This is a genomic window from Microbispora hainanensis (assembly GCF_006874475.1).
Lineage (GTDB): Bacteria > Actinomycetota > Actinomycetes > Streptosporangiales > Streptosporangiaceae > Microbispora > Microbispora hainanensis.
Window position 1 is genome coordinate 60,082 of record NZ_VIRM01000001.1, and the last position, 19,641, is coordinate 79,722.

Sequence of the window (19,641 nt, forward strand, 5' to 3'; positions counted from 1 at the left end):
CTCCCTGGCACAAACGTTGCCTATGGTACGGTCGCGCCGTGGAAACCGAGGCCAACAAGCCCGCAAAGGTCGTGTCCGCCGCGTCCGCGAAGGCCGGCCTCGGCGGCTTCCTCCGGGGGTTCGCGAGGAACCCTGTCCTCGTCTCCCGGATCTTCGTGAGCAAGGTCAAGTCCGACCCGATGCGGGTCGCCCAGGCCGCCGCCGACGCGATCCCTCCCGGCATGCGCCCGGTCGTCGGACGCGTCGCCTGGCCCGCCGCCCGGTTCGTCAAGGTCAGGACCCGCAAGATCCTGCAGCGTGCGGCCAAGGGCCCGCTGCGGGACGCGAAGGCCCACTTCGACGCCGGCCGGCTCACCGAGGCGGTCCAGGTGCTCCGGCCGCAGTCCCGGTGGCCGTTCGTCCGCCGCAGGATGGCCTACTACGAAGGGGAGAAGGCCGCGCTCGGCCCGAACCCGATCCCGCCCAAGCCGAAGATCATCATGGGCGAGCGGGTGGCCGGCCGGGTGCTGCACATGGTCACCAACGCCCTGCCGTACACGCAGGCGGGGTACACCGTGCGCACCCACCGCATCGTCACCGCCCAGAAGGCGGCGGGGCTCGATCCCCACGTGGTGACGAGCTGGGGCTGGCCCATGCTCCAGGGGCACACCGACGCCGAGCCGTTCGAGGAGATCGACGGCATCCCCTACTATCGCCTGCTGCCCAAGGGCGAGGTGCCGTACGAGAGCCAGGGACGGATGATCCGCGGCGCCGCGGACGTCTCCGAGCTGGTCAGGACCCTCCGCCCGCAGGTCCTGCACGCGGCGACCGACCACCGCAACGGCTCCGTCGCGCTCGCCGTGCGCGAGCGGACGAACACGCCCTTCGTGTACGAGGTGCGCGGCTTCCTGGAGGAGACCTGGGTCTCCCGCGACCCGGCCAGGGTCGGCAGCGAGCGGCACACGCTGCAGCGTGAGCGCGAGGCGCAGATCATGCGCGAGGCCGACGCGGTCGTGACGCTCGCCGAGACGATGGCCGCCGAGATCGTGGAGCGCGGCGTGCCCAGGGAGCGCATCTTCCTCGCGCCCAACGCCGTGGACGACGCCCTGCTGACGGCCGACTACGACGGCGAGGCGTTCCGCGACCGGTTCGGGATCGGGCGCGACGAGATCGTCGTGGGCTCGGTGTCGAGCATCGTCGCCTATGAGGGCTTCGCCACACTTCTGAGCGCCGCCGCGCTGCTGCGCGACGCCGGGACGCCGGTGAAGGTCCTGCTGGTCGGGGACGGCGCCGAGCGGCCCGCGCTGCTCGAACAGGTCGAGAAGCTCCGCCTGAAGGACGCGATCCTGCCCGGCCGGGTGGGCCCGGACGAGGCGCTGCAGGCGCAGGCGGCCATCGACATCTTCGTCTGCCCGCGCGAGGACCTGCGGGTGTGCCGTCTCGTCACCCCGCTGAAGCCGGTCGAGGCGATGGCGCTCGGCAAGCCGGTCGTGCTGAGCGACCTGCCCGCGCTGTCGGAGCTCGTCGGCGGCGAGGGCGCCGGACTGCTGGTGCCGCCGGGCGATCCGGCCGCGCTGGCCAAGGCGCTCGCCGCGCTGCGCGACGATCCGGAGCGCCGGAGGATCATGGGCGAGGCGGGCAAGGCGGAGGTCGCCGCGCACCGGACGTGGAGCAGTCTCGCCCGCACGTACCAAGGGATCTACCAGTCCTTGACCGAAAACCGATAAACAGCAGAAAGTCGGATGTGTTGCATCAGGCATGCTTGGTTCCGAGTTGAGATAACCTTTGCCACCATGAAGTGTTGTTTCCGCCCCCAGGTTCCCCCCAAGGCCTCGTCGTGACAGCCTTCGATCTCACGATCATCGGGCTGGGATACGTGGGCATGCCGCTGGCCAAGGAGGCCACGGCGGCGGGCCTGCGGGTGGCTGGTCTGGACGTCGACCCCCGTAAGGTCGACGCCCTGAACGCCGGCCGCTCCTACATCGACGACCTGACCGACGCCGACCTCGACGCCATGCTCTCCGCCGGCTTCACGGCCACGCTGGACGCATCGGTGCTGTCGCGGTCGCGCACCATCGTCATCTGCGTCCCGACGCCGCTGGACGAGGACCACCGTCCGGACCTGTCGGCCGTCGAGGGCGCTACCAAGGCCGTCGCAGAGCACCTCCAGGCGGGCACGCTCGTCGTGCTGGAGTCCACCACGTGGCCCGGCACCACCGACGAGCTGGCGCGGCCGATCCTGGAGCAGTCCGGCCTGGTGGCCGGCAAGGACTTCCACCTGGCGTTCTCGCCGGAGCGGATCGACCCGGGCAACCCCAAGTTCGGCCTGCGCAACACCCCCAAGGTCGTCGGCGGCTACACCTCCGCCTGCAAGGAGCGGGCCGCGGCCTTCTACGCGCAGTTCGTCGAACGGGTCGTGCCGGTCAGCGGCACCCGCGAGGCGGAGATGGCCAAGCTGCTGGAGAACACCTACCGGCACGTCAACATCGCCCTCGTCAACGAGATGGCGATCTTCTGCGACGAGCTCGGCGTGAACCTGTGGGAGGCCATCGAGGCCGCCTCCACCAAGCCGTTCGGCTTCCAGAAGTTCCTGCCGGGCCCCGGCGTCGGCGGGCACTGCATCCCCGTCGACCCGTCGTACCTGTCCTACACGGTGCGCAAGCTCGGCTACCCCTTCCGGTTCGTCGAACTGGCCCAGGAGATCAACGAGCGGATGCCGTCGTACGTGGTGGCCCGCGTGCAGCGGCTGCTCAACCGGGCCCGCAAGCCTGTGAACGGCTCGCGCGTGCTGCTCCTCGGCGTGACGTACAAGCCGGACATCGCCGACGAGCGGGAGACACCGGCCATCCCCGTGGCCGAGGCGCTCCTGGAACTGGGCGCCGATCTGTCCTTCTGTGATCCGTACGTGAAGGAGTGGTCGGTCGAGGGCAGGCGGATCCCCCGCGAGGAGAACCTGGCCGAGGCCGTGGCCGCCGCCGACGTGGTGGTCCTGCTCCAGCAGCACTCGGCCTTCGACCTCGACGTCGTGGAGGAGCGAGCCCCTCTCGTCCTGGACACTCGCGGCGTGCTGGCCACGAGCGAACGCGTCGAGCGGTTGTAGGAAGGGTTTCGCGCGTGCACGTGCTCGTCATGACGGTGGTGCATCACCCCGAGGACGCCCGGATCCTGCACCGGCAGATTCGGGCACTCGTCGACGCCGGTCATGAGGTCACGTACGCCGCGCCGTACACCGCGCGGGGAGTCGTGCCGCGTTCCTGGGTGACGGGTGTGGACCTGCCGAGGGCCGCCGAGCGGCGCCGTGTGACCGCGGTGCGGGCCGCCCGCGAGCTCTTCAAGAGCATGCGGGGCAAGGTCGACCTGGCCCTCATCCACGACCCCGAGCTGCTGCTCGCGGTCGCCGGGGTGCGCGGCCGCCCGCCGGTCGTCTGGGACGTCCACGAGGACACTCCCGCGACGCTGTCGCTCAAGCCGTGGCTGCCGGCGTTCCTGCGCCCGCCGATGCGCTTCCTCGCCCGGCTCCTCGAAACCACCGCCGAGCGCCGGCTGTACCTGCTGCTGGCCGAGGCGGCGTACGCGGGCCGGTTCAAGCAGCAGCACCTCGTGGTGCCGAACGAGACCTGGGTGCCCGACCGGGTCAGCCAGCCCGGCGACGACCGCGTCGTCTATCTCGGCTGGCTGTCGGAGGCCCGGGGCGTCCAGGAGGCCGTCGAGGTGGCCCGCCTGCTCCAGCCGCACCGGGTGGCCGTGGAGCTCATCGGCTACGCCGACCCGCAGAGCCGCCCCCTGCTGAACGAGGCCGTCGCTGAGGGCGTGCTGGAATGGCGCGACTTCATGCCGAACGACGAGGCGCTCAAGCGGCTCGACGGCGCGCTCGCCGGGCTCTCGCTGCTGCACGACGAGCCCAACTATCGCCACTCGATGCCCACGAAGATCGTGGAGTACATGGCGCACGGCATCCCGGTCATCACCACCCCCTCGCCGCGGGCCGTGGAGCTCGTGGAGCGCTACCAGTGCGGACTCGTCGTCCCCTGGCAAGATCCCCAGGCGGTGGCGCGGGCGGTGCTCCAGCTCAGGGACAACCCCTTCGAGCGGATCGGCACCGGTGGACGCGGCTACGCCGCCGCGCGGGCGAACCACCACTGGCCCAACTCCGCACGCCGCTTCGTCACCCAGTTAGAGGCGTGGGCGGGCGTCAAGAGCTGAACGCGTGGTGAACACTCCCGCAGGCGGCCGGTGAGGCAGGCCCGGTAGTGCGCACATCCGGGTAGGCTGGGCGCGGCAAGATCATTTGAACGACGGGCGGTAGTGTCCTGAAAGTGCGCTGGCTCACTCTGATCCTGGGTGTGGCGATCCTCGCCGGCGTCGCATCAGTGGTGATCGTCCTTCGTGACGGAAGCACGGGCTCCGGCACCGCCAGCGCCGGGCAGACCGTCCCCCCGACCCCCGTGGTCGGGTCGCCGACGCACAGCGTGTTCACCGACCCCTGCGGGACGTTCGAGACCGCGGCGACCACGCCGTACGCCGTGAGCGGCTACTGGCTGATCCCGACCTCCGACCCGTGCACCTGGCGCCGGCAGCTTGAGGCCATCCACCGCCTCGGCGGGGACACCGTCGTACGCCTCGGGTTCGGCCTGTCGCCGCGCAAGACCGACGACGAGGGCCAGGTCCTGGAGGCATCGACTCCCGAGGGCAAGGAGCCCAAGCCCGACGCCAGGTACGCCCGCTGCGTCGAGAACGGGCTGCCGTGCATGAAGGCGGCGGAAAAGGAGCTCCAGGCGGCCAATGCGGGCAACCGCATCACGAGGACGTACGTCTACCGCACCGACGAGCGGTTCGGCCCCGGCATCTTCCGCTGCCCCCAGATGGAGCACGAGATCGTGGTGGGGGACGCCGTCTTCTTCCGGCTCATCGCGCCCGAGGACGGCTCGGACGACCCCACCTGCGACTTCGGCCGGGAGGGGCGCGGCTACCACCTGATCCTCGTCTCGGCGGGCACCAGGGACAGCCTCAGCGAACTGCTCGACCTCGGCGACCGGTTCGGCATCAAGGTCTTCCCCGCCCTGCCGCTCGCCCCGCGCGACCCCGAGGAGTCCACCCGGGCCGACCCCCGCCACATCGGCACGCTCACCACGCTGACCCGGCGGGTCCTCCAGGACTACGGCGACCGCTTCAAGGGCCGCGAGTCGCTGGGCGGCGTCTACCAGCCGTTCGAGCTGCAGTTGCGCGACTGGCCCGACCCGAGCAAGGTCGACACGCTCCAGGTGTACGCCGAGCAGCACCTGATCGTCGAACAGGAGCTGCCGGACAAGCCGATCCTCGTGAGCCCCTACATCGACAGCCGCAGGCGGGTGAAGTACACCTCCACGCCCGCCCAGGTGGCGCAGGGCTTCAAGGAACTGGCACGCACCGGCGTCGAGATCATCGCGCCGCAGGACGGCCGGGGCACGGGCAAGGTCGGCCTGTTCTGGCCCAACTGGAAGAACAAGCCGGTGGACGACTCCCTCAAACCGGTCGTCGGGGAGAGCACGTACGCCACGGCCTACTACGGCAGCACCCGGGACTACTACCGCGCGATGTCGCTGGCCCGCCAAGACCTGGTCCAGGAGGGCATCCAGGTGGAGCTGTGGGCCAACGTCGAGGCGTTCGAGCCGTCCGCCTCGGCGGAGCCCTGCGGCCGTCAGGGCACCCGTGGGCGCACGGACAAGCCCCGGCTCGACACGCAGGTGACGCTCGCCGCGCCGTACGTGTCGAAGATCATCTCGTACATGTGGAGCGACTTCTTCACCTGCGGCTCGCCGTCCCTGTCAGAGGAGATCGCGGCGGACTGGGACCGTCCGATCCCGATCGAGGCGCAGCGGCGCGCCCGGCAGATCCAGGACGGCCTGGAGGTCCGCGGCTACCACCTCGGCTCGGCCAAGGTCACGCTGAGCTGGCCGGGCCTGGACACGCCGCGCGTCGTCGACTCGGCCACGGTCGGCTGGCACGACACCACCCCCATCCAGGGGCTGCCCGCGGGCGCGGAGAGGATCTGGATCCCGGTGGACTGGGCCACGGTCCCCGGCGGCGTCTGGATACGGGTGGAGGTCACCTCCGCCGACGGCAGGAAGTCCGCCGAGCCGGTCTACTTCCACAACACCGGCTGACCTCCCTGCTCGCGTGTGGTGAGCAGGATCCGGCAATGTCCGGGCAAGGAACGGGCAATGCCGCGGCGAGGCTCGCGCGCCGCGCGCCCCGCCCGCTGATCTCCTTTGCCTGCGCCGCCGCCAGTGGATCTCCATGTGACGGCGGCGTGATGGCCGGCCCATCCCCGCCGGCGCCGAGGTGCCTCCGCAACAGGGCACCCGACGATCGACAAGGAGACCGCACATGAACCGACTTCGTAACCTCCTGCCCGCAGGTCTCGCGGCGGGCGCGCTGGTGGCCGGGATGGCTCTGGCCGCCCCGGCGGCCACCGCCGCCCCGACCGCGAGCGGGCGTGCGAACGTCGTCACCGCGCTCGACTACAACAGCACCGGCTGGACCTACCGCCAGGTGCCTCCCGCGACCCAGGTGCCGGGCTTCGCCGACCGGGGGTTCGACGACAGCGGCTGGCCGTTGGGACAGGCCGGCTTCGGCACCACCAACGGCACCTGCTCGTGGAACAACCAGAACACCGTCAAGACCCCGTGGACGGTCAACACCGACATCCTCGTGCGCCACTGGCTGCACCTGCCGCGCGACGCGCAGCAGGTGCGCGTCCAGGGCACGGTGGACAACGACGCGGAGGTCTACTTCAACGGCCACCTCGTGCAGAGCGTCAAGAGCGGCAAGTGCGCCGCCGGGGCGATCGACGTCGTGGTGCCCGTGGCCGACCTCGACTGCTGCAACCTGATCGCCGTACGCGGCCATGACGGCGGCGTGGCGACCTACCTGAACCTCCGGGTGACCTACGTCAAGCCCACGAAGGCGCTCTGACGCACCCGGCCGCGCGTGGCCCCGGCATCGGCCGTACGGTGCAGTGCCGTCGTATGGTGCCGTCGTATGGCGCCGTCGTATGGCGCCGTCGTATGGTGCCGGGCCACGCCCGACGGGGGCCGGTCGGCTCACCCAGGACGGCCCGAGCCGAGGCCCGCGTCCTGTAGCGTCATGGGCATGATCCCGCGTATCCCCGTCAGCGTGGATCTGGTCGTGCTCACCGTCAGGTCCCAGCAGCTCAGCGCCCTCGTCTGGCGGCGTGACCGGCCGCCGTACGAGGGCCGGTGGGCGCTTTCCGGCGGGTTCATCAAGCTGGAGGAGGACCTGCCCGCCGCGGCGGCCCGCGTGCTGGCCGAAAGGGCCGGTCTTCCCGGCGCCCCGGTCCACCTGGAACAGCTTCAGACCTACGGCTATCCGGACCGCGATCCGCGCCAGCGGGTCGTCAGCGTGGCCTATCTGGGCCTCGCCCCCGATCTGCCCGCGTCCACCGAGGCCCACATGAGCTGGCAGCCGGTGGCCGAGCTGACCGAGATGGCCTTCGACCACCGCAGGATCATGCTCGACGGGGTGGAGCGGGCCAGGGGCAAGCTCGAATACACCTCGCTCGGCGCCGCCTTCTGCCCGCCCGAGTTCACCGTCGCGGAGCTGCGCCGCGTCTACGAGATCGTCTGGGGACGCCCGCTCGACCCGCGAAACTTTCACCGGAAGGTCACCAAGACCGAGGGGTTCCTCGTGCCCACCGGGCGCACCACTACCCGGGACGGCGGACGTCCCGCCATGCTCTACCGCCGGGGCCCCGCCGTGCTGCTCCACCCGCCCATGCTGCGCACCTGACCGGCCGCACCTGATCGGCGGCAACTGATCGGCCGCGTCTGATCGCTAGGGGCCCGGCGCGAGGGTGGGCGTGCAGGGCGAGGGGCACGGCATGGCGGGCATCTCGGTAGAGCGGGCACTGCCGGTACAGCGGGTGTCAAGGGCCTTGAAAGCGCCCCGGGACACACTGCCGGCAACGACGAGGAAAGGAACCCCAGCCATGACCCTCACCCGCACCCTCGCAGGCATCACGCTCGCGGCCGGCATCCTGGCCCTCGCCCCGCTCGCCACGGCGACGGCGGCCGAGGCCACCGCCGCCAAGTCCTGGGGCCCCTACTACGCCGCCGGGTCGAAGGCCAAGGTCAGCGGCTCGCTGACCGCCGCGGCCAAGAGCGACCGGAGCCGGCCCGCGCCGTACGTCAAGGTCACCGGCAAGGTCACCAGCCTGAACCGCAAGGCGTCCACCTGCGGCTGGGCCCTGTTCCGCGTCAGCTACTTCGACGCCGCCAACAAGCCGCACCTGGCCTACCGCAACTACCGCACCTGCTCTTACGGCGGGAAGAAGACCTTCGCCTTCACGATGAAGAACGTCGGCGAGGTCGAGCTCAAGGTCTGCTCCGAGGGCAAGGCCACCAAGCCGTCCCTCACCTGCCAGTACGCCGGCAGCTGGAAGACGCTCTACGCCTACTACCAGTAAGACCGGGGCAGGAGAGTTATCCACAGGGGCCGTGCGGGGTGCCGCCGGAACAGGCGAATCTCCTATCGTTAGGGCATGCCTCGATTCCGCTCGATCCTCGACACCGTGCCGGCCTACAAGCCGGGCAAGGCCGTGGTCTCACCGGACGGCCGGTCCTACAAGCTGTCCTCCAACGAGAGCCCCTTCGGACCCCTGCCGTCGGTGCTGGAGGCGATCGCGCGGGCGGCCACGGAGATCCACCGTTATCCCGATCCCGGCGCGGTCCGGCTCACCGAGACGCTCGCCGAGCGGCTCGGCGTGCCGTTCGACCACGTCGCGCTGGGCGCCGGATCGGTCGCGGTCGCCCAGCAGATCCTGGAGGCGGTGGGCGAGCCCGGCGCCGACGTGATGTACGCCTGGCGCTCGTTCGAGGCATACCCGCTGCTGGTCGGCCTCGCGGGCGCCAACACGATCGAGGTGCCGCTGCGCGACGAGACGCACGACCTCGACGCCATGGCCGACGCCATCACGCCGGAGACGCGCCTGGTCTTCGTCTGCAACCCCAACAATCCGACCGGCACCGTGAACCGGGCCGACGAGCTCGCGCGGTTCCTCGACCGCGTGCCCGAGAACGTCCTCGTCGTCCTCGACGAGGCCTACCGGGAGTACGTCAGGGACGCGGACGTGCCGGACGGCCTCACGTTCTACCGCGAGCGCCCCAACGTCGCCGTCCTGCGCACGTTCTCGAAGGCGTACGGCCTGGCGGGGCTGCGGGTCGGCTACCTGATCGGGCAGGAGCGCGTGGCCGCCGCGGTTCGCAAGACGCTGCTGCCCTTCGCGGTCAACCACCTCGCCCAGGCGGCCGCGATCGCGTCCCTGAAGGCCGAAGACGAGCTGCAGGAGCGGGTCGAGACCGTGATCAAGGAGCGCACCCGGGTCAGGGAGACGCTGCTGTCGCAGGGCTGGACCGTCCCATCCACCGAGGCCAACTTCGTCTGGCTCCGCCTCGGCGAGCGCACGATGGAGTTCGCCGAGAAGTGCGCGGCCGTCGGGGTCGCCGTGCGCCCGTTCGCCGGTGAGGGCGCCCGGATCTCCATCGGCGACACCGAGGCCAACGACGTCTTCCTCGCCGCCGCCGCGGCGTTCCGTAAGGCTTCCTAGGGGGCCGGGTAGTACTGCCGGACGAGCTCCTCCATGGCCCGCGCCGCGTGGCCGGGATCGGCTCCGCACGCGACCAGCACCCGGGCCGCCACGGTCTCGCGATCGCGGAGGAGCGCGAGCAGGATGTGCTCGGTGCCGATGCGGTCGTGGCCGCGCCGCACGGACTCCTCGTTCGACCCCTGGAGGACCGCGTGGGCGGCCGGGGCGAACGGCAGGTGCTCCGCCGTGGCGGGCCGGCCGTGGCCGACGGTCTCCTTGACCCGGAGGCGCACATCCTCGAGGCTCAGGCCCAGGCTCGTCAGAACCTGGGCCGCCAGGCCACCGCCTTCGCGGAGCAGACCGAGGAGGATGTGCTCGGTGTCGATGGAGTAGTGGCCGAGCGTGCGGGCCTCGTTCTGGGACAGGATGACGACCTGTCGCGCTCGATCGGTGAACTTCTCGAACATTGCGCGGTTCCTCGCAAAGCAGTGTCAGTAAACCCTTCCGGGTCCTGTCACGATCTGTCAGGGGATCTCCGTGTATATCGCAGGCGGTCGCCCACGGAGTCGCCCACCCTGCCCGCCGTGGGTCGCCCTCGCATTTCTCATGCGAATATCGCGGGATAATCGGCGGATCGCAGCGAAATCAGGTGCCCGATTCGCCGGCGGCCTCGAATTACCGATTTCGCTCTCACGCTTCACCGAGCCGGCCCTGTTTCCCGGTCCAGCTCGGTTTCCCGGTCCGGCTCACGCTGATGGTTCGCGGGTCTGCTTTTACGGCTCGGCGGCCGGCCGGGACGCCGTGACGCGTCCGGGGCCCGCGGGGGCCTCCTCTTCCGGCGGTGTCGCGGGCCTGCCACGACGCTCGGTGGAGACCACCAGCGCGACCCCCACGACGATCAGGGCTCCCGCCACGAGCATGGCCGCGGTGACCGGTTCGGCCAGGACCGCCATCCCGAGGATCACCGCCACCACCGGGTTCACGTACGCGTAGGTGGACACGAGCGAGATCGGCGCATGGCCGAGCAGCCAGATGTACGAGGTGAAGCCCACCAGCGAGCCCACCAGCACCAGGTAGGCCAGGGCCGTCCACGACTGCCAGCTCACCGTGGCGAGGTGCAGCCGCTCGCCCTGCACGAGACCCATGACCAGCAGGGCCACGCCGCCCACCGCCATCTCGACCGTGCTGGCCACGAAAGGGTTCTTCGGCATCGGGATCCGGGGGGAGATGAACGAGCCCACCGACCACGACAGCGAGCCCAGCAGCACGATGGTGATGCCCACGCCGCTGCCGGACGTGCCGCCGCCCCGCAGTGAGAGGAAGGCGACCCCGGCGAAGCCCACCAGCACACCGGCCAGCGTCAGCACGTGCGGCCGGTCCCTGAAGACCGTCCTGAGCACGATCAGCCACAGCGGGGTACAGGCGACGAGCAGCGCGGCCAGGCCGCTGGAGATGTGCTGCTCGGCCACGGCCACCATGCCGTTGCCTCCGGCGAGGAGCAGGAGCCCGACGAGCGCGGCGCCCCCGAACTCCTTCCACCGCATGCGGAGTGGCACGGCCCTGACGAGCAGGACCGTGCCGAGAACCAGCGCCGCCGCGACGAAACGGAGTCCACCGCTTGTCATCGGCGGAAGGGTCTGGATGGCGATCGCGATGCCGAGGTACGTCGAGCCCCACACCACGTACACGGCGGCCAGCGCCAGCCACACCCGTGTGTCATGACCGTTTCGTTCCATGGGTCATGACAATAGACCGTCGCTTCCGGACGGCGATTACCGGTTCAGCTTCTCCACGATCAGCCGGTAGAGCTGCCGCGGCCGGCCCGGCTGGGGGGTGCGGTTGGGCGGAAGCGGCCACGCGAGTCCCTCGTCAACCAGCGTGCGCAGCAACCGCCTGGCCGTGCGGGGGGTCACCCCGAGCATGCGCCCGGCGCCCTCCGCGTCGACGACCGTGTCGCCGCCCTCCAGCTTGGCGGCCAGGCGCGCCAGCACCTCGACCCCCTTGGGCTTGACCGGTCCGCCCGGCTGGGGAGGCATCCGGGGCGGCGGCACCAGTGCGCGGCCCTCCCGGTCCACGGCGAAGCCCTGCGGCTGCTTGCCGCCCTGCGTGCGGGCGAGCGCGCCCCTGGCGTGCGTCTCGGCCTCGTGCGTGGTGCGGCCCATCCCCACACCCACCTCGACCGCCAGGCCCAGCTCCTCGCGGATCCGCGCCGCGAACGGCAGCACCCGGAACCCGTCCGTGGCCGTCGAGATCGAGCCCTTCGTCGCCACCACGAGATAGCTGTGGTCGTCGATCGGCCACACGCTCGCGTTGATCCGGTTGGCCTCCTGCACCAGCAGGCGGTGCAGCGACAACCGCAGCTCGTCGCGCCAGTAGCGCGGTGCGGCCCGCCGTACGGGCTCGCGCAGCGTCGGCACCTCGACCAGCACGACGGTGAGCTGCGACTCCTCCAGGCGGTGGCGGGCGCCGAGCAGCGCCGCCGTGTGCAGTGCCGTACGGACGGCCGCGGAGGTCGGCCTGACCGGCACCACCGGCACCCCGGCGGCCGTCAGCCGGTCGGCCACGCCCTGGACGCACGTGAGCGCGCCCGTCGTGGCCCCCTGGCGGAACAGCCGCTCGTGGAAGGCCGTGATAGTGCCCACCGGGCCCGGCTCGTCACGGCTGTGGACCTCACCGGAGGAGAGGTTGAGGTCCGTGTACGCCTCGTCGATGTCCGGCCGTCCGAGCACGTCGAGGCTCACCCGGCGCGGATCGATCCGCTCGTCCAGCGCGGCCCGCGCGATCGCCGCCACGAGCGCGGCCCCGCCGAGCTGCACGTGCGTGGCCGGCATCGTGAGCACGCCGGCCCGCCGGGCGAGCTCGAAAGGCACCGGACTCGCGAACAGGCACGCGTCCACACCCGGACCGAGCCGGGTCACCTTGTCCGCCGCCTCCTGCTCGTCCCGGTACGCGGCGGCGACCAGCCGGCAGGGCACCGGGGCAGCCGAGTGCCCCATGAGCATCACCCGCTCGACCAGATCGTGCGACCCCACCACGCCGATGGTGAGGTCGGGTGTCACCGTGCCCAGACGTGACCCGCGCGGAGTGTCTTCCGTGCGTTCGACCAATGTTCGTCCCATCCCACGTCGCCCTCGTTGTTGTGGCTTCTCTTTGGAACGATCGCTGGTTAAGGCCGTAATGTCACGCCCAGATTTACCGGAATACCATTCTGGGTGGTCTGGGGGGTTCCTTAAATCGGAAGATCTGCGCTGGTCAGGGCATTAGTAAAGGTTTCCGGACTCACCCCTCGTCCGAAGTGGAAATTTCACGCACCACATCTGCGCCGAGAGCCTGCATACGCTGCGCGAGCGCCGCGTGGCCGCGGTCGATCAGATATCCGGACCCGATCGTGGTCTCGCCCTCCGCCGCGAGCCCGGCGAGCACGAGCGCGATGCCCGACCGCAGGTCGTGCGCCGTCACCTCGGTGCCGTGCAGCGGCGTCGGACCGTGCACGACCGCCCGGCTGCCCTCGACCTCGACGTTCGCCCCCATCTTGTTCAGCTCGCCCGCCAGCGCGAAGCGGCCGTCGAAGATGCGCTCGTGGATGTAGCTGGAGCCCTCGGCGAGGCAGGCCACGGTCATCAGCGGCGACTGCAGGTCGGTCGCGAAGCCGGGGTAGGTGTCGGTGATGACGTTGATCGGCCGCAGCGGGCGGTTGCGGCGCACCTGGAGGACCGCGCCGTGGGTCTCGAACTCGACGCCCATCTGCTCCAGCTTCCACCGGACGACGCCGAGGTGCTCCAGGGAGGCGCCGACCAGGCTGACCTCGCCGCCGGTGATCGCCGAGGCCATCGCGAAGACGCCCGCGTCGAGCCGGTCGGGCATGACAGTGTGCTCGACCGCGGTCAGCTCGTCGACGCCCTCGACCGTGATGAAGCCCGTGCCGCCGCCGCGGATGCGCGCGCCCATCCGGGTCAGCATCGTGATGACGTCGAGCACCTCGGGTTCGAGGGCCGCGTTCTCGATGACGGTGGTGCCCCGCGCCAGCGAGGCGGCCATGATCAGGTTCTCGGTGCCGGTGTGCGACGGGGTGTCGAGGTAGAGCGGGGCGCCGATCAGGCCTCCGGCCTTGATGTGGATGACGGCCTCGCCCTCGTCCACCATCGCGCCCAGGCGCTTGTAGCCCAGGTAGTGGAAGTCGAGGTTGCGGCTGCCGAGGTTGCATCCGCCGATGCCCTCGATGATCGCCTCGCCGAGGCGGTGGAGCAGCGCGGGGACGAACAGCACCGACCCCCGGAACCGGCGGGCGATCTCCGCGGGCAGGACCGGGCTGGTCAGGCGGGAGGCGTCGATGACGAGCGTCCGCTCGCTCTCGTGGAACTCCACCTTCGCGCCCACGGCCTGCGCGAGCTCGACCGCCCGGCGCACGTCCTCGATGACGGGCACGTTGCGGAGCACCGTACGGCCTTCGGCCGCGAGCAGCGCCGCCCCGATCATGGGCAGTACGGCGTTCTTCGCGCCCTGGATGAAGGCGGTTCCACGCAGTACGTTGCCACCGCGCACGCGGTAACGGACCATGAATTGCTCCTATTTCGGGGGAAGGATGGGGGACTCCCGTCAGCCGGCACCCGACGCGTCGGCGAGGACGATCGGCCTAGAGTAGCCGCTGTTCCAGGAGTTTCGGGGAGGAACTACCCCCAGAAGGCATGGGGGAACGAGTCACTTGAGACTACTTGTGTGACCTGTGTGATTCAGCCGCGGAAACGCTCGCCGGTCAGCCGCTCGTACGCCTCGACATAACGGCTGCGGGTGCGCTCCACGATCTCGTCGGGCAGCGGCGGGGGCGCCTCGCCGGACGACCTGTCCCAGCCCGACTCGGGGGACAGCAGCCAGTTTCGGACGAACTGCTTGTCGAACGACGGCTGGGAGTGGCCCGGCTCCCACTCGTCCAACGGCCAGAAGCGGGAGGAGTCGGGCGTCAGCACCTCGTCGCCCAGCGTCAGCACGCCGTCGGCGTCCCAGCCCAGCTCGATCTTCGTGTCGGCCAGGATGATGCCGCGTTCCAACGCGATCTCGGCGCCGCGGCTGTAGACGTCGAGGGTGATCCGGCGCAGCTGCTCGGCCACGTTCTCGCCCACCTCGCCCACGACCTCCTCGTACGTCATGGGCTCGTCGTGCTCGCCCATGGGAGCCTTGGTCGACGGGGTGAAGATCGGCTCGGGCAGCCGGGACCCGTCGGTGAGCCCTTCGGGGAGCGGCACGCCGGAGACGACGCCCTCCCTGCGGTAGTCCACCAGCCCGGAGCCGGTGAGATAGCCGCGTGCCACGCACTCCACCGGCACCATTCGCAGCCTGCGGCACAGCACGCCGCGGCCGGCGAACTCCGCCGGGACGTCGGTCGAGACCACGTGGTTGGGGACCACGTCCTTGAGTTGCTCGAACCACCACAGGGACAGCCGGGTGAGGATCTCCCCCTTGTCGGGGATGCCGGGCTCGAGCACGTAGTCGAAGGCCGAGATGCGGTCGGAGGCGACCATCAGCAGCAGCCCGTCGGGGGTCTCGTAGAGGTCGCGTACCTTGCCGGAGTGCAGGTGCTTCACCGTTCCATCTTCCCAGCTCTTCACCGCGCCTTGAGCAGCGGGAGCGTCGGCGGCCGCGCCTCGATGTGATCGCCCGCGAACGCCGGAACGGGCCGGTGCGCCTGCGTCACGCCGTCGCACCGGCCGAGCTCCGCGTCCATGAGCCAGGGACGGTCTCGGGGCCGGCTCAGGAACATCGCCTGGTCCAGCCCGGCCCCACCGGGAACCAGTGCTCAAGCACCGGCTCGCGCCGCCCCGCCGGCGCGAAGCGGCCAGTGCCATAGAAGATCCGTCAGGCGTCAGGAGGACGCGGCGGCCAGGGCGATGTCGGAGCGGTGGTGGGAGCCGCGCATCGTGATCTGCTCCAGCGCCTCGTAGGCCCGGGCCCGGGCCTGGGCGACGTCGGCGCCCGTGCCGACCACGTTGAGCACCCGCCCGCCGTTCGACACGATCCGGTTGTCCTCGTCGAGGGCCGTGCCCGCGTGCAGCACGTACGCGCCCTCGACCGTCACCGGGAGCCCCGCGATCGGGTCGCCCTTCACCGGGTCTGCCGGGTAGTTCTCGGCGGCGAGCACCACGGTCACGGCGGCGCCGTCCCGCCACCGCAGCGGCGGATGCCCGGCGAGCGTGCCGGTCGCGCACGCGAGCAGCAGCCCGCCCAGAGGGGTCTCCAGCCGGTCGAGCACGACCTGGGTCTCCGGGTCGCCGAACCGTGCGTTGAACTCGATCACGCGTGGCCCGGCCGAGGTCAGCGCCAGCCCGGCGTACAGCACTCCCGTGTACGGCGTGCCGCGCCGCGCCATCTCGGCCACGGTCGGGCGCACGATCTCGGCCATCACCCGCTCGGACAGGCCCTCCGGCGCCCACGGCAGCGGGGTGTAGGCCCCCATGCCGCCGGTGTTGGGGCCCTTGTCGCCGTCGTAGGCCCGCTTGAAGTCCTGGGCGGGCTGCAGCGCCACCGCGTCGGTCCCGTCGCACAGCGCGAACAGCGACACCTCTGGGCCGTCGAGGTATTCCTCGATGACGACCCGCCCGCACGCCCCGGCGTGCTCCAGGGCCTCCTCACGGCTGTCGGTCACGACCACGCCCTTGCCCGCGGCCAGCCCGTCGTCCTTCACGACGTACGGCGCGCCGAACGCGTCGAGCGCCGCCGCGGCCTCCTCCGGTGTGGTGCAGGTGTACGCGCGCGCGGTCGGCACCCCGGCGGCCGTCATCACGTCCTTCGCGAACGCCTTGGACCCCTCGATCCGCGCCGCCTCCGCCGACGGGCCGAAGCAGGCGATCCCGGCGGCCCTGACGGCGTCGGCGACCCCGGCGACCAGCGGCGCCTCGGGACCGATCACGACGAGGTCGGCGCCCAGCCGTTCGGCGAGCGCGGTCACGGCCGCCCCGTCGGTGGGCGTGACCTGGTGCAGGGTGGCCACCTCGGCGATGCCGGCGTTGCCGGGGGCGCAGTGGACCTCTACGACGGCGGGGTCGAGCCGCAGGGCCCGGCACAGAGCGTGCTCCCGACCCCCGGAACCGATGACAAGTACGCGCACCCGACCATTGTCGCAGTCTTTGCCCGCCGCACCTCCGGCGCGGCACCGCCCCCCCGCACTGCCCCCCGCATCTCCGGCGCGGCACCGCCCCCGCATCTCCGGCGCGGCACCCGCCCCCCGCGCCCCGGCGGAGCGGTTTGGGCGGGGATACACATCCATGGCCAGTTTGTGCGGGCGGTTTTTGGCAAGAAGTGCATGATCGACGGGACTTGACGCGGGTACTCTGGAACAGGTGTCCAACGGCTGTGTGGTAGGTTAGACAGGCTTCGCGCTGTCTCGTGGCGATTGGAGGTGGTCTGGGATGAATTCTGGTGATCCCGTCAGTACGTGCTCGCGCACGTACGTCGTGCGCATTCCCGACCACTCCGAAACTGAAGCCCGAGGGGCAGCTCACGCCTGTATGAAGGGGTGACATCACGTCGCGCGTAGGGCGTGCCGGCTCGGGCGGGAAGGGACCGCCATGCGCTCCTCTCTGCTCTTTCCCCGCATCAACAGGCACACCCGCGTCATGCCCACGCGTCTCGGCGCGGCGCCCATGAACGACGTGGACCCGATCGTCCGCTGTGTGCCACCGAGCAATTCCCTCGTCGAGTTCGGCGCGTACGTCGGCGGCAAGAAGGTCGACGCCGGCGGCATTCCCGAGGCCGTACGCCTGGTTCGCGAGCACAACGAGGCCAACGAGGTGCCCGACGCGTACGTCTGGGTCGGTCTGCACGAGCCCGCCGCGCCCGAGGTCGAGTGGCTCGCCGACGTGTTCGGCCTGCACCCGCTCGCCGTCGAGGACGCCATCAAGGCCCACCAGCGCCCCAAGGTCGAGCGGTACGGCGACTCGCTGTTCGTGGTGCTCAAGACCGTCGCGTTCCTCGACCACGAGGTGTCGGCGGCGAGCAGCGAGATCATCGGCACCGGCGAGATCATGGTGTTCGTCGGGCCCGACTTCGTGGTGACCGTACGGCACGGGCGGCACTGTCCGCTCGGGGACGTCCGCGAGAAGCTGGAGTCGAAGCCGAAGCTGATCGGCCGCGGTCCCACCGGTGTCCTGCACGCCATCGCCGACCACGTCGTGGACAAGTACCTGCAGGTCGCCGACCTCATGCAGGCCGAGCTCGAAGAGGTCGAGGCGGCCGTCTTCGCGGAGGTCAGCTCCCGCGACATCAACAGGATCTACCAGCTCAAGCGCGAGATGCTGGAGCTCAAGCGCGCGGTCGGACCGCTCCAGACCCCCTTCAACGCCCTTCCCCAGCGGCGCAGCATCCCCTCCGAGATGCGTGAGTACTTCCGCGACGTCGGCGACCACCTGTCCCGCGTGTGCGAGCAGGTCCAGTCGTCCAACGAGCTGTCCGACTCGATCCTCCAGGCCGCCCTGGCGCGCTCCAACGCCCTCGCCAACGAGGACATGCGCAAGATCTCCTCCTGGGTGGCGATCATCTCGGTCCCCACGATGATCGCCGGCATCTACGGCATGAACTTCGAGCACATGCCCGAGATCAGCTCCTTGTACGGCTACCCCGTCGTGATCGGCGTGATGGTCGTCGCCTGCACGCTTCTGCATCGCGCCTTCCGCCGCAACGGCTGGCTCTGACCGCCCTTTTCCCCCGGGACGCCGCCCCACGGGCGTCCCGGCGGGCGTCGACGGGCTTCCGGAGACACGTACGCTTCATGACCGGAATCATGAGCAATCAGTCATTGCGATATGTCAAATGATGTTGTTAGGTGGGGTGAGCGGGCCGCTCGACACATCGACCGTTTCCACTCTCGCAGGAGCGTGTCATGACAGAGGCGACACCCCGGCTGGCGACTTATCCCCTCACTCGGGAACGTGCTTTCGATCCACCGGACGAACTGGCACGCCGCCGCGCCGAGGCGCCGATCCAGCGAATGACGTACGCGGACGGGCACGAGGGCTGGCTGGTGACCGGCTATGCCGAGGCGCGCGCCATCCTGGCCGACAACCGCTTCAGCACACGCCCCGAGCTCTTGCACTCGCCCATCCCCCAGCGCGGGGAGTTCCGCAGTGAGCCGCTGACGCCGGGGTTCTTCATCCGCATGGACGCCCCCGCGCACACCCGCTATCGCCGCCTGCTGACCGGGCAGTTCACGGTGCGGCGGATGAAGCAGCTCGAACCGAGGGTCAAGGAGATCACCGAGAGCCGCCTCGACGCCATGGAACGCGAGGGCGCCCCCGCCGACCTCGTCGAGTCGTTCGCACTCCCCATCCCCTCGCTGGTCATCTGCGAGCTGCTCGGTGTGCCGTACGAGGACCGGGGGAAGTTCCAGCACGACTCGGCGGTGCTGCTGAACCTGAACTCCTCGATCGAGGAGGTCCGGGCCGCGGTGCAGGACCTGTACTCCTACCTGCACGGTCTCGTCACGACGAAGGCCAAGGAGCCCACCGACGACATCCTCAGCGGCCTGGTCGCGGGCGGGGAGCTGACGTACGAGGAGATCGGCGGCGTCGGGCTGCTGCTGCTCATCGCGGGCCACGAGACGACCGCCAACATGCTCGGCCTCGGCACGTTCGCGCTGCTGACGAACCCCGGCCAGCTCGCCACCGTGCGGGACGACCCGGCCGCGGTCGAGAACGCGGTGGAGGAGCTGCTGCGCTACCTCAGCATCGTGCACATCGGACCGACCCGTACGGCCCTGGAGGACGTGGAGGTCGGCGGCTGCCTGATCCGGGCCGGCGAGGCCGTGACGCTGTCGTTGGGGGCGGCGAACCGGGATGCCGAGCGGTTCGAGGGCGGTGACACGCTCGACGTGACCCGGCCTGCGCACGGGCACCTGAGCTTCGGGCACGGCATCCACCAGTGCCTCGGCCAGCAGCTCGCCCGGATCGAGATGCGCATCGCCTTTCCCGCCCTGCTGCGCCGCTTCCCCAACCTGCGCCTGGCCGTGCCCGCGCACGAGGTTCCGATGCGGTCCAATATGGCCATCTATGGTGTGCACCGCCTGCCGGTGCTGTGGTGAGGAAGGTCGCAGG

General features: G+C 70.6%; 16 protein-coding genes. 10 read left to right on the top strand and 6 right to left on the bottom strand.

The annotated features are described in order from the left end of the window. Positions 1–38: 38 nt before the first annotated feature. From FLX08_RS00275 to hisC, 8 genes are all read left to right on the top strand, one after another. On the top strand, positions 39–1,706 hold the full coding sequence (locus FLX08_RS00275) for a glycosyltransferase family 4 protein (protein WP_142615918.1): 1,668 nt from the start codon (positions 39–41) through the stop codon (positions 1,704–1,706). Positions 1,707–1,816: 110 nt separating this feature from the next. Beyond that, positions 1,817–3,079, top strand: coding sequence for a nucleotide sugar dehydrogenase (locus FLX08_RS00280; protein ID WP_142615920.1), 1,263 nt, complete (start codon positions 1,817–1,819; stop codon positions 3,077–3,079). Between the two features lie 14 nt (positions 3,080–3,093). Next, positions 3,094–4,182, top strand: coding sequence for a glycosyltransferase (locus tag FLX08_RS00285; protein ID WP_208761192.1), 1,089 nt, complete (start codon positions 3,094–3,096; stop codon positions 4,180–4,182). Between the two features lie 113 nt (positions 4,183–4,295). After that, positions 4,296–6,122 (top strand): DUF4434 domain-containing protein, encoded by a 1,827-nt coding sequence (locus FLX08_RS00290; RefSeq protein ID WP_142615922.1) that lies wholly within the window; start codon positions 4,296–4,298, stop codon positions 6,120–6,122. A 223-nt stretch (positions 6,123–6,345) separates the two neighbouring features. Next, positions 6,346–6,933, top strand: coding sequence for a hypothetical protein (locus FLX08_RS00295; RefSeq protein ID WP_142615924.1), 588 nt, complete (start codon positions 6,346–6,348; stop codon positions 6,931–6,933). Between the two features lie 177 nt (positions 6,934–7,110). Next, positions 7,111–7,767 carry an NUDIX hydrolase gene (locus FLX08_RS00300; RefSeq protein WP_079314646.1) on the top strand — a complete coding sequence of 219 codons (657 nt, stop codon included), beginning with the start codon at positions 7,111–7,113 and terminating at the stop codon, positions 7,765–7,767. A gap of 199 nt (positions 7,768–7,966) precedes the next feature. Beyond that, positions 7,967–8,443, top strand: a complete 477-nt coding sequence (locus tag FLX08_RS00305) for a hypothetical protein (protein WP_142615926.1) — start codon at positions 7,967–7,969, stop codon at positions 8,441–8,443. 75 nt (positions 8,444–8,518) lie between these two features. Beyond that, a complete protein-coding gene (hisC, locus tag FLX08_RS00310; protein ID WP_208761193.1) occupies positions 8,519–9,583 on the top strand; it encodes a histidinol-phosphate transaminase in 1,065 nt (354 codons plus the stop codon). Here the strand turns inward: hisC and FLX08_RS00315 are convergent. The 6 genes from FLX08_RS00315 to purD all read right to left on the bottom strand — a co-directional run bounded on the left by FLX08_RS00315 (position 9,580) and on the right by purD (position 16,661). Further along, a complete protein-coding gene (locus FLX08_RS00315) occupies positions 9,580–10,029 on the bottom strand; it encodes a Clp protease N-terminal domain-containing protein (RefSeq protein ID WP_142615928.1) in 450 nt (149 codons plus the stop codon). The two genes, hisC and FLX08_RS00315, sit on opposite strands and share 4 nt — an antisense overlap. Positions 10,030–10,335: 306 nt before the next feature. Further along, positions 10,336–11,298: an EamA family transporter gene (locus FLX08_RS00320; RefSeq protein WP_142615930.1), complete on the bottom strand. Its 963-nt coding sequence runs from the start codon at positions 11,296–11,298 to the stop codon at positions 10,336–10,338. 36 nt (positions 11,299–11,334) lie between these two features. Beyond that, on the bottom strand, positions 11,335–12,579 hold the full coding sequence (locus FLX08_RS00325) for a transcriptional regulator (RefSeq protein WP_167530236.1): 1,245 nt from the start codon (positions 12,577–12,579) through the stop codon (positions 11,335–11,337). A gap of 262 nt (positions 12,580–12,841) precedes the next feature. After that, positions 12,842–14,119: a UDP-N-acetylglucosamine 1-carboxyvinyltransferase gene (gene murA / locus FLX08_RS00330; protein WP_142615932.1), complete on the bottom strand. Its 1,278-nt coding sequence runs from the start codon at positions 14,117–14,119 to the stop codon at positions 12,842–12,844. A 173-nt stretch (positions 14,120–14,292) separates the two neighbouring features. After that, positions 14,293–15,141 carry a phosphoribosylaminoimidazolesuccinocarboxamide synthase gene (locus FLX08_RS00335; RefSeq protein WP_142615934.1) on the bottom strand — a complete coding sequence of 283 codons (849 nt, stop codon included), beginning with the start codon at positions 15,139–15,141 and terminating at the stop codon, positions 14,293–14,295. Positions 15,142–15,419: 278 nt separating this feature from the next. Continuing rightward, the gene (gene purD, locus FLX08_RS00340) at positions 15,420–16,661 is read right to left on the bottom strand and encodes a phosphoribosylamine--glycine ligase (RefSeq protein ID WP_142615936.1); all 1,242 of its coding nucleotides are present in this window, start codon (positions 16,659–16,661) and stop codon (positions 15,420–15,422) included. Between the two features lie 508 nt (positions 16,662–17,169). Here purD and FLX08_RS00345 point away from each other — a divergent pair. After that, positions 17,170–18,243 (top strand): magnesium and cobalt transport protein CorA, encoded by a 1,074-nt coding sequence (locus tag FLX08_RS00345; RefSeq protein ID WP_244312160.1) that lies wholly within the window; start codon positions 17,170–17,172, stop codon positions 18,241–18,243. 188 nt (positions 18,244–18,431) lie between these two features. After that, on the top strand, positions 18,432–19,628 hold the full coding sequence (locus FLX08_RS00350; protein ID WP_142615940.1) for a cytochrome P450: 1,197 nt from the start codon (positions 18,432–18,434) through the stop codon (positions 19,626–19,628). The last annotated feature ends 13 nt before the right edge of the window (positions 19,629–19,641 follow it).

Bases quoted from the DNA above. Each gene is read 5' to 3' on its own strand.
- FLX08_RS00295 (WP_142615924.1), top strand. From the start codon at position 6,346: ATGAACCGACTTCGTAACCTCCTGCCCGCAGGTCTCGCGGCGGGCGCG.
- hisC (WP_208761193.1), top strand. From the start codon at position 8,519: ATGCCTCGATTCCGCTCGATCCTCGACACCGTGCCGGCCTACAAGCCG.
- FLX08_RS00350 (WP_142615940.1), top strand. From the start codon at position 18,432: ATGACAGAGGCGACACCCCGGCTGGCGACTTATCCCCTCACTCGGGAA.
- murA (WP_142615932.1), bottom strand. From the start codon at position 14,119: ATGGTCCGTTACCGCGTGCGCGGTGGCAACGTACTGCGTGGAACCGCC.
- FLX08_RS00320 (WP_142615930.1), bottom strand. From the start codon at position 11,298: ATGGAACGAAACGGTCATGACACACGGGTGTGGCTGGCGCTGGCCGCC.
- FLX08_RS00315 (WP_142615928.1), bottom strand. From the start codon at position 10,029: ATGTTCGAGAAGTTCACCGATCGAGCGCGACAGGTCGTCATCCTGTCC.
- FLX08_RS00300 (WP_079314646.1), top strand. From the start codon at position 7,111: ATGATCCCGCGTATCCCCGTCAGCGTGGATCTGGTCGTGCTCACCGTC.
- FLX08_RS00305 (WP_142615926.1), top strand. From the start codon at position 7,967: ATGACCCTCACCCGCACCCTCGCAGGCATCACGCTCGCGGCCGGCATC.
- FLX08_RS00345 (WP_244312160.1), top strand. From the start codon at position 17,170: ATGCCCACGCGTCTCGGCGCGGCGCCCATGAACGACGTGGACCCGATC.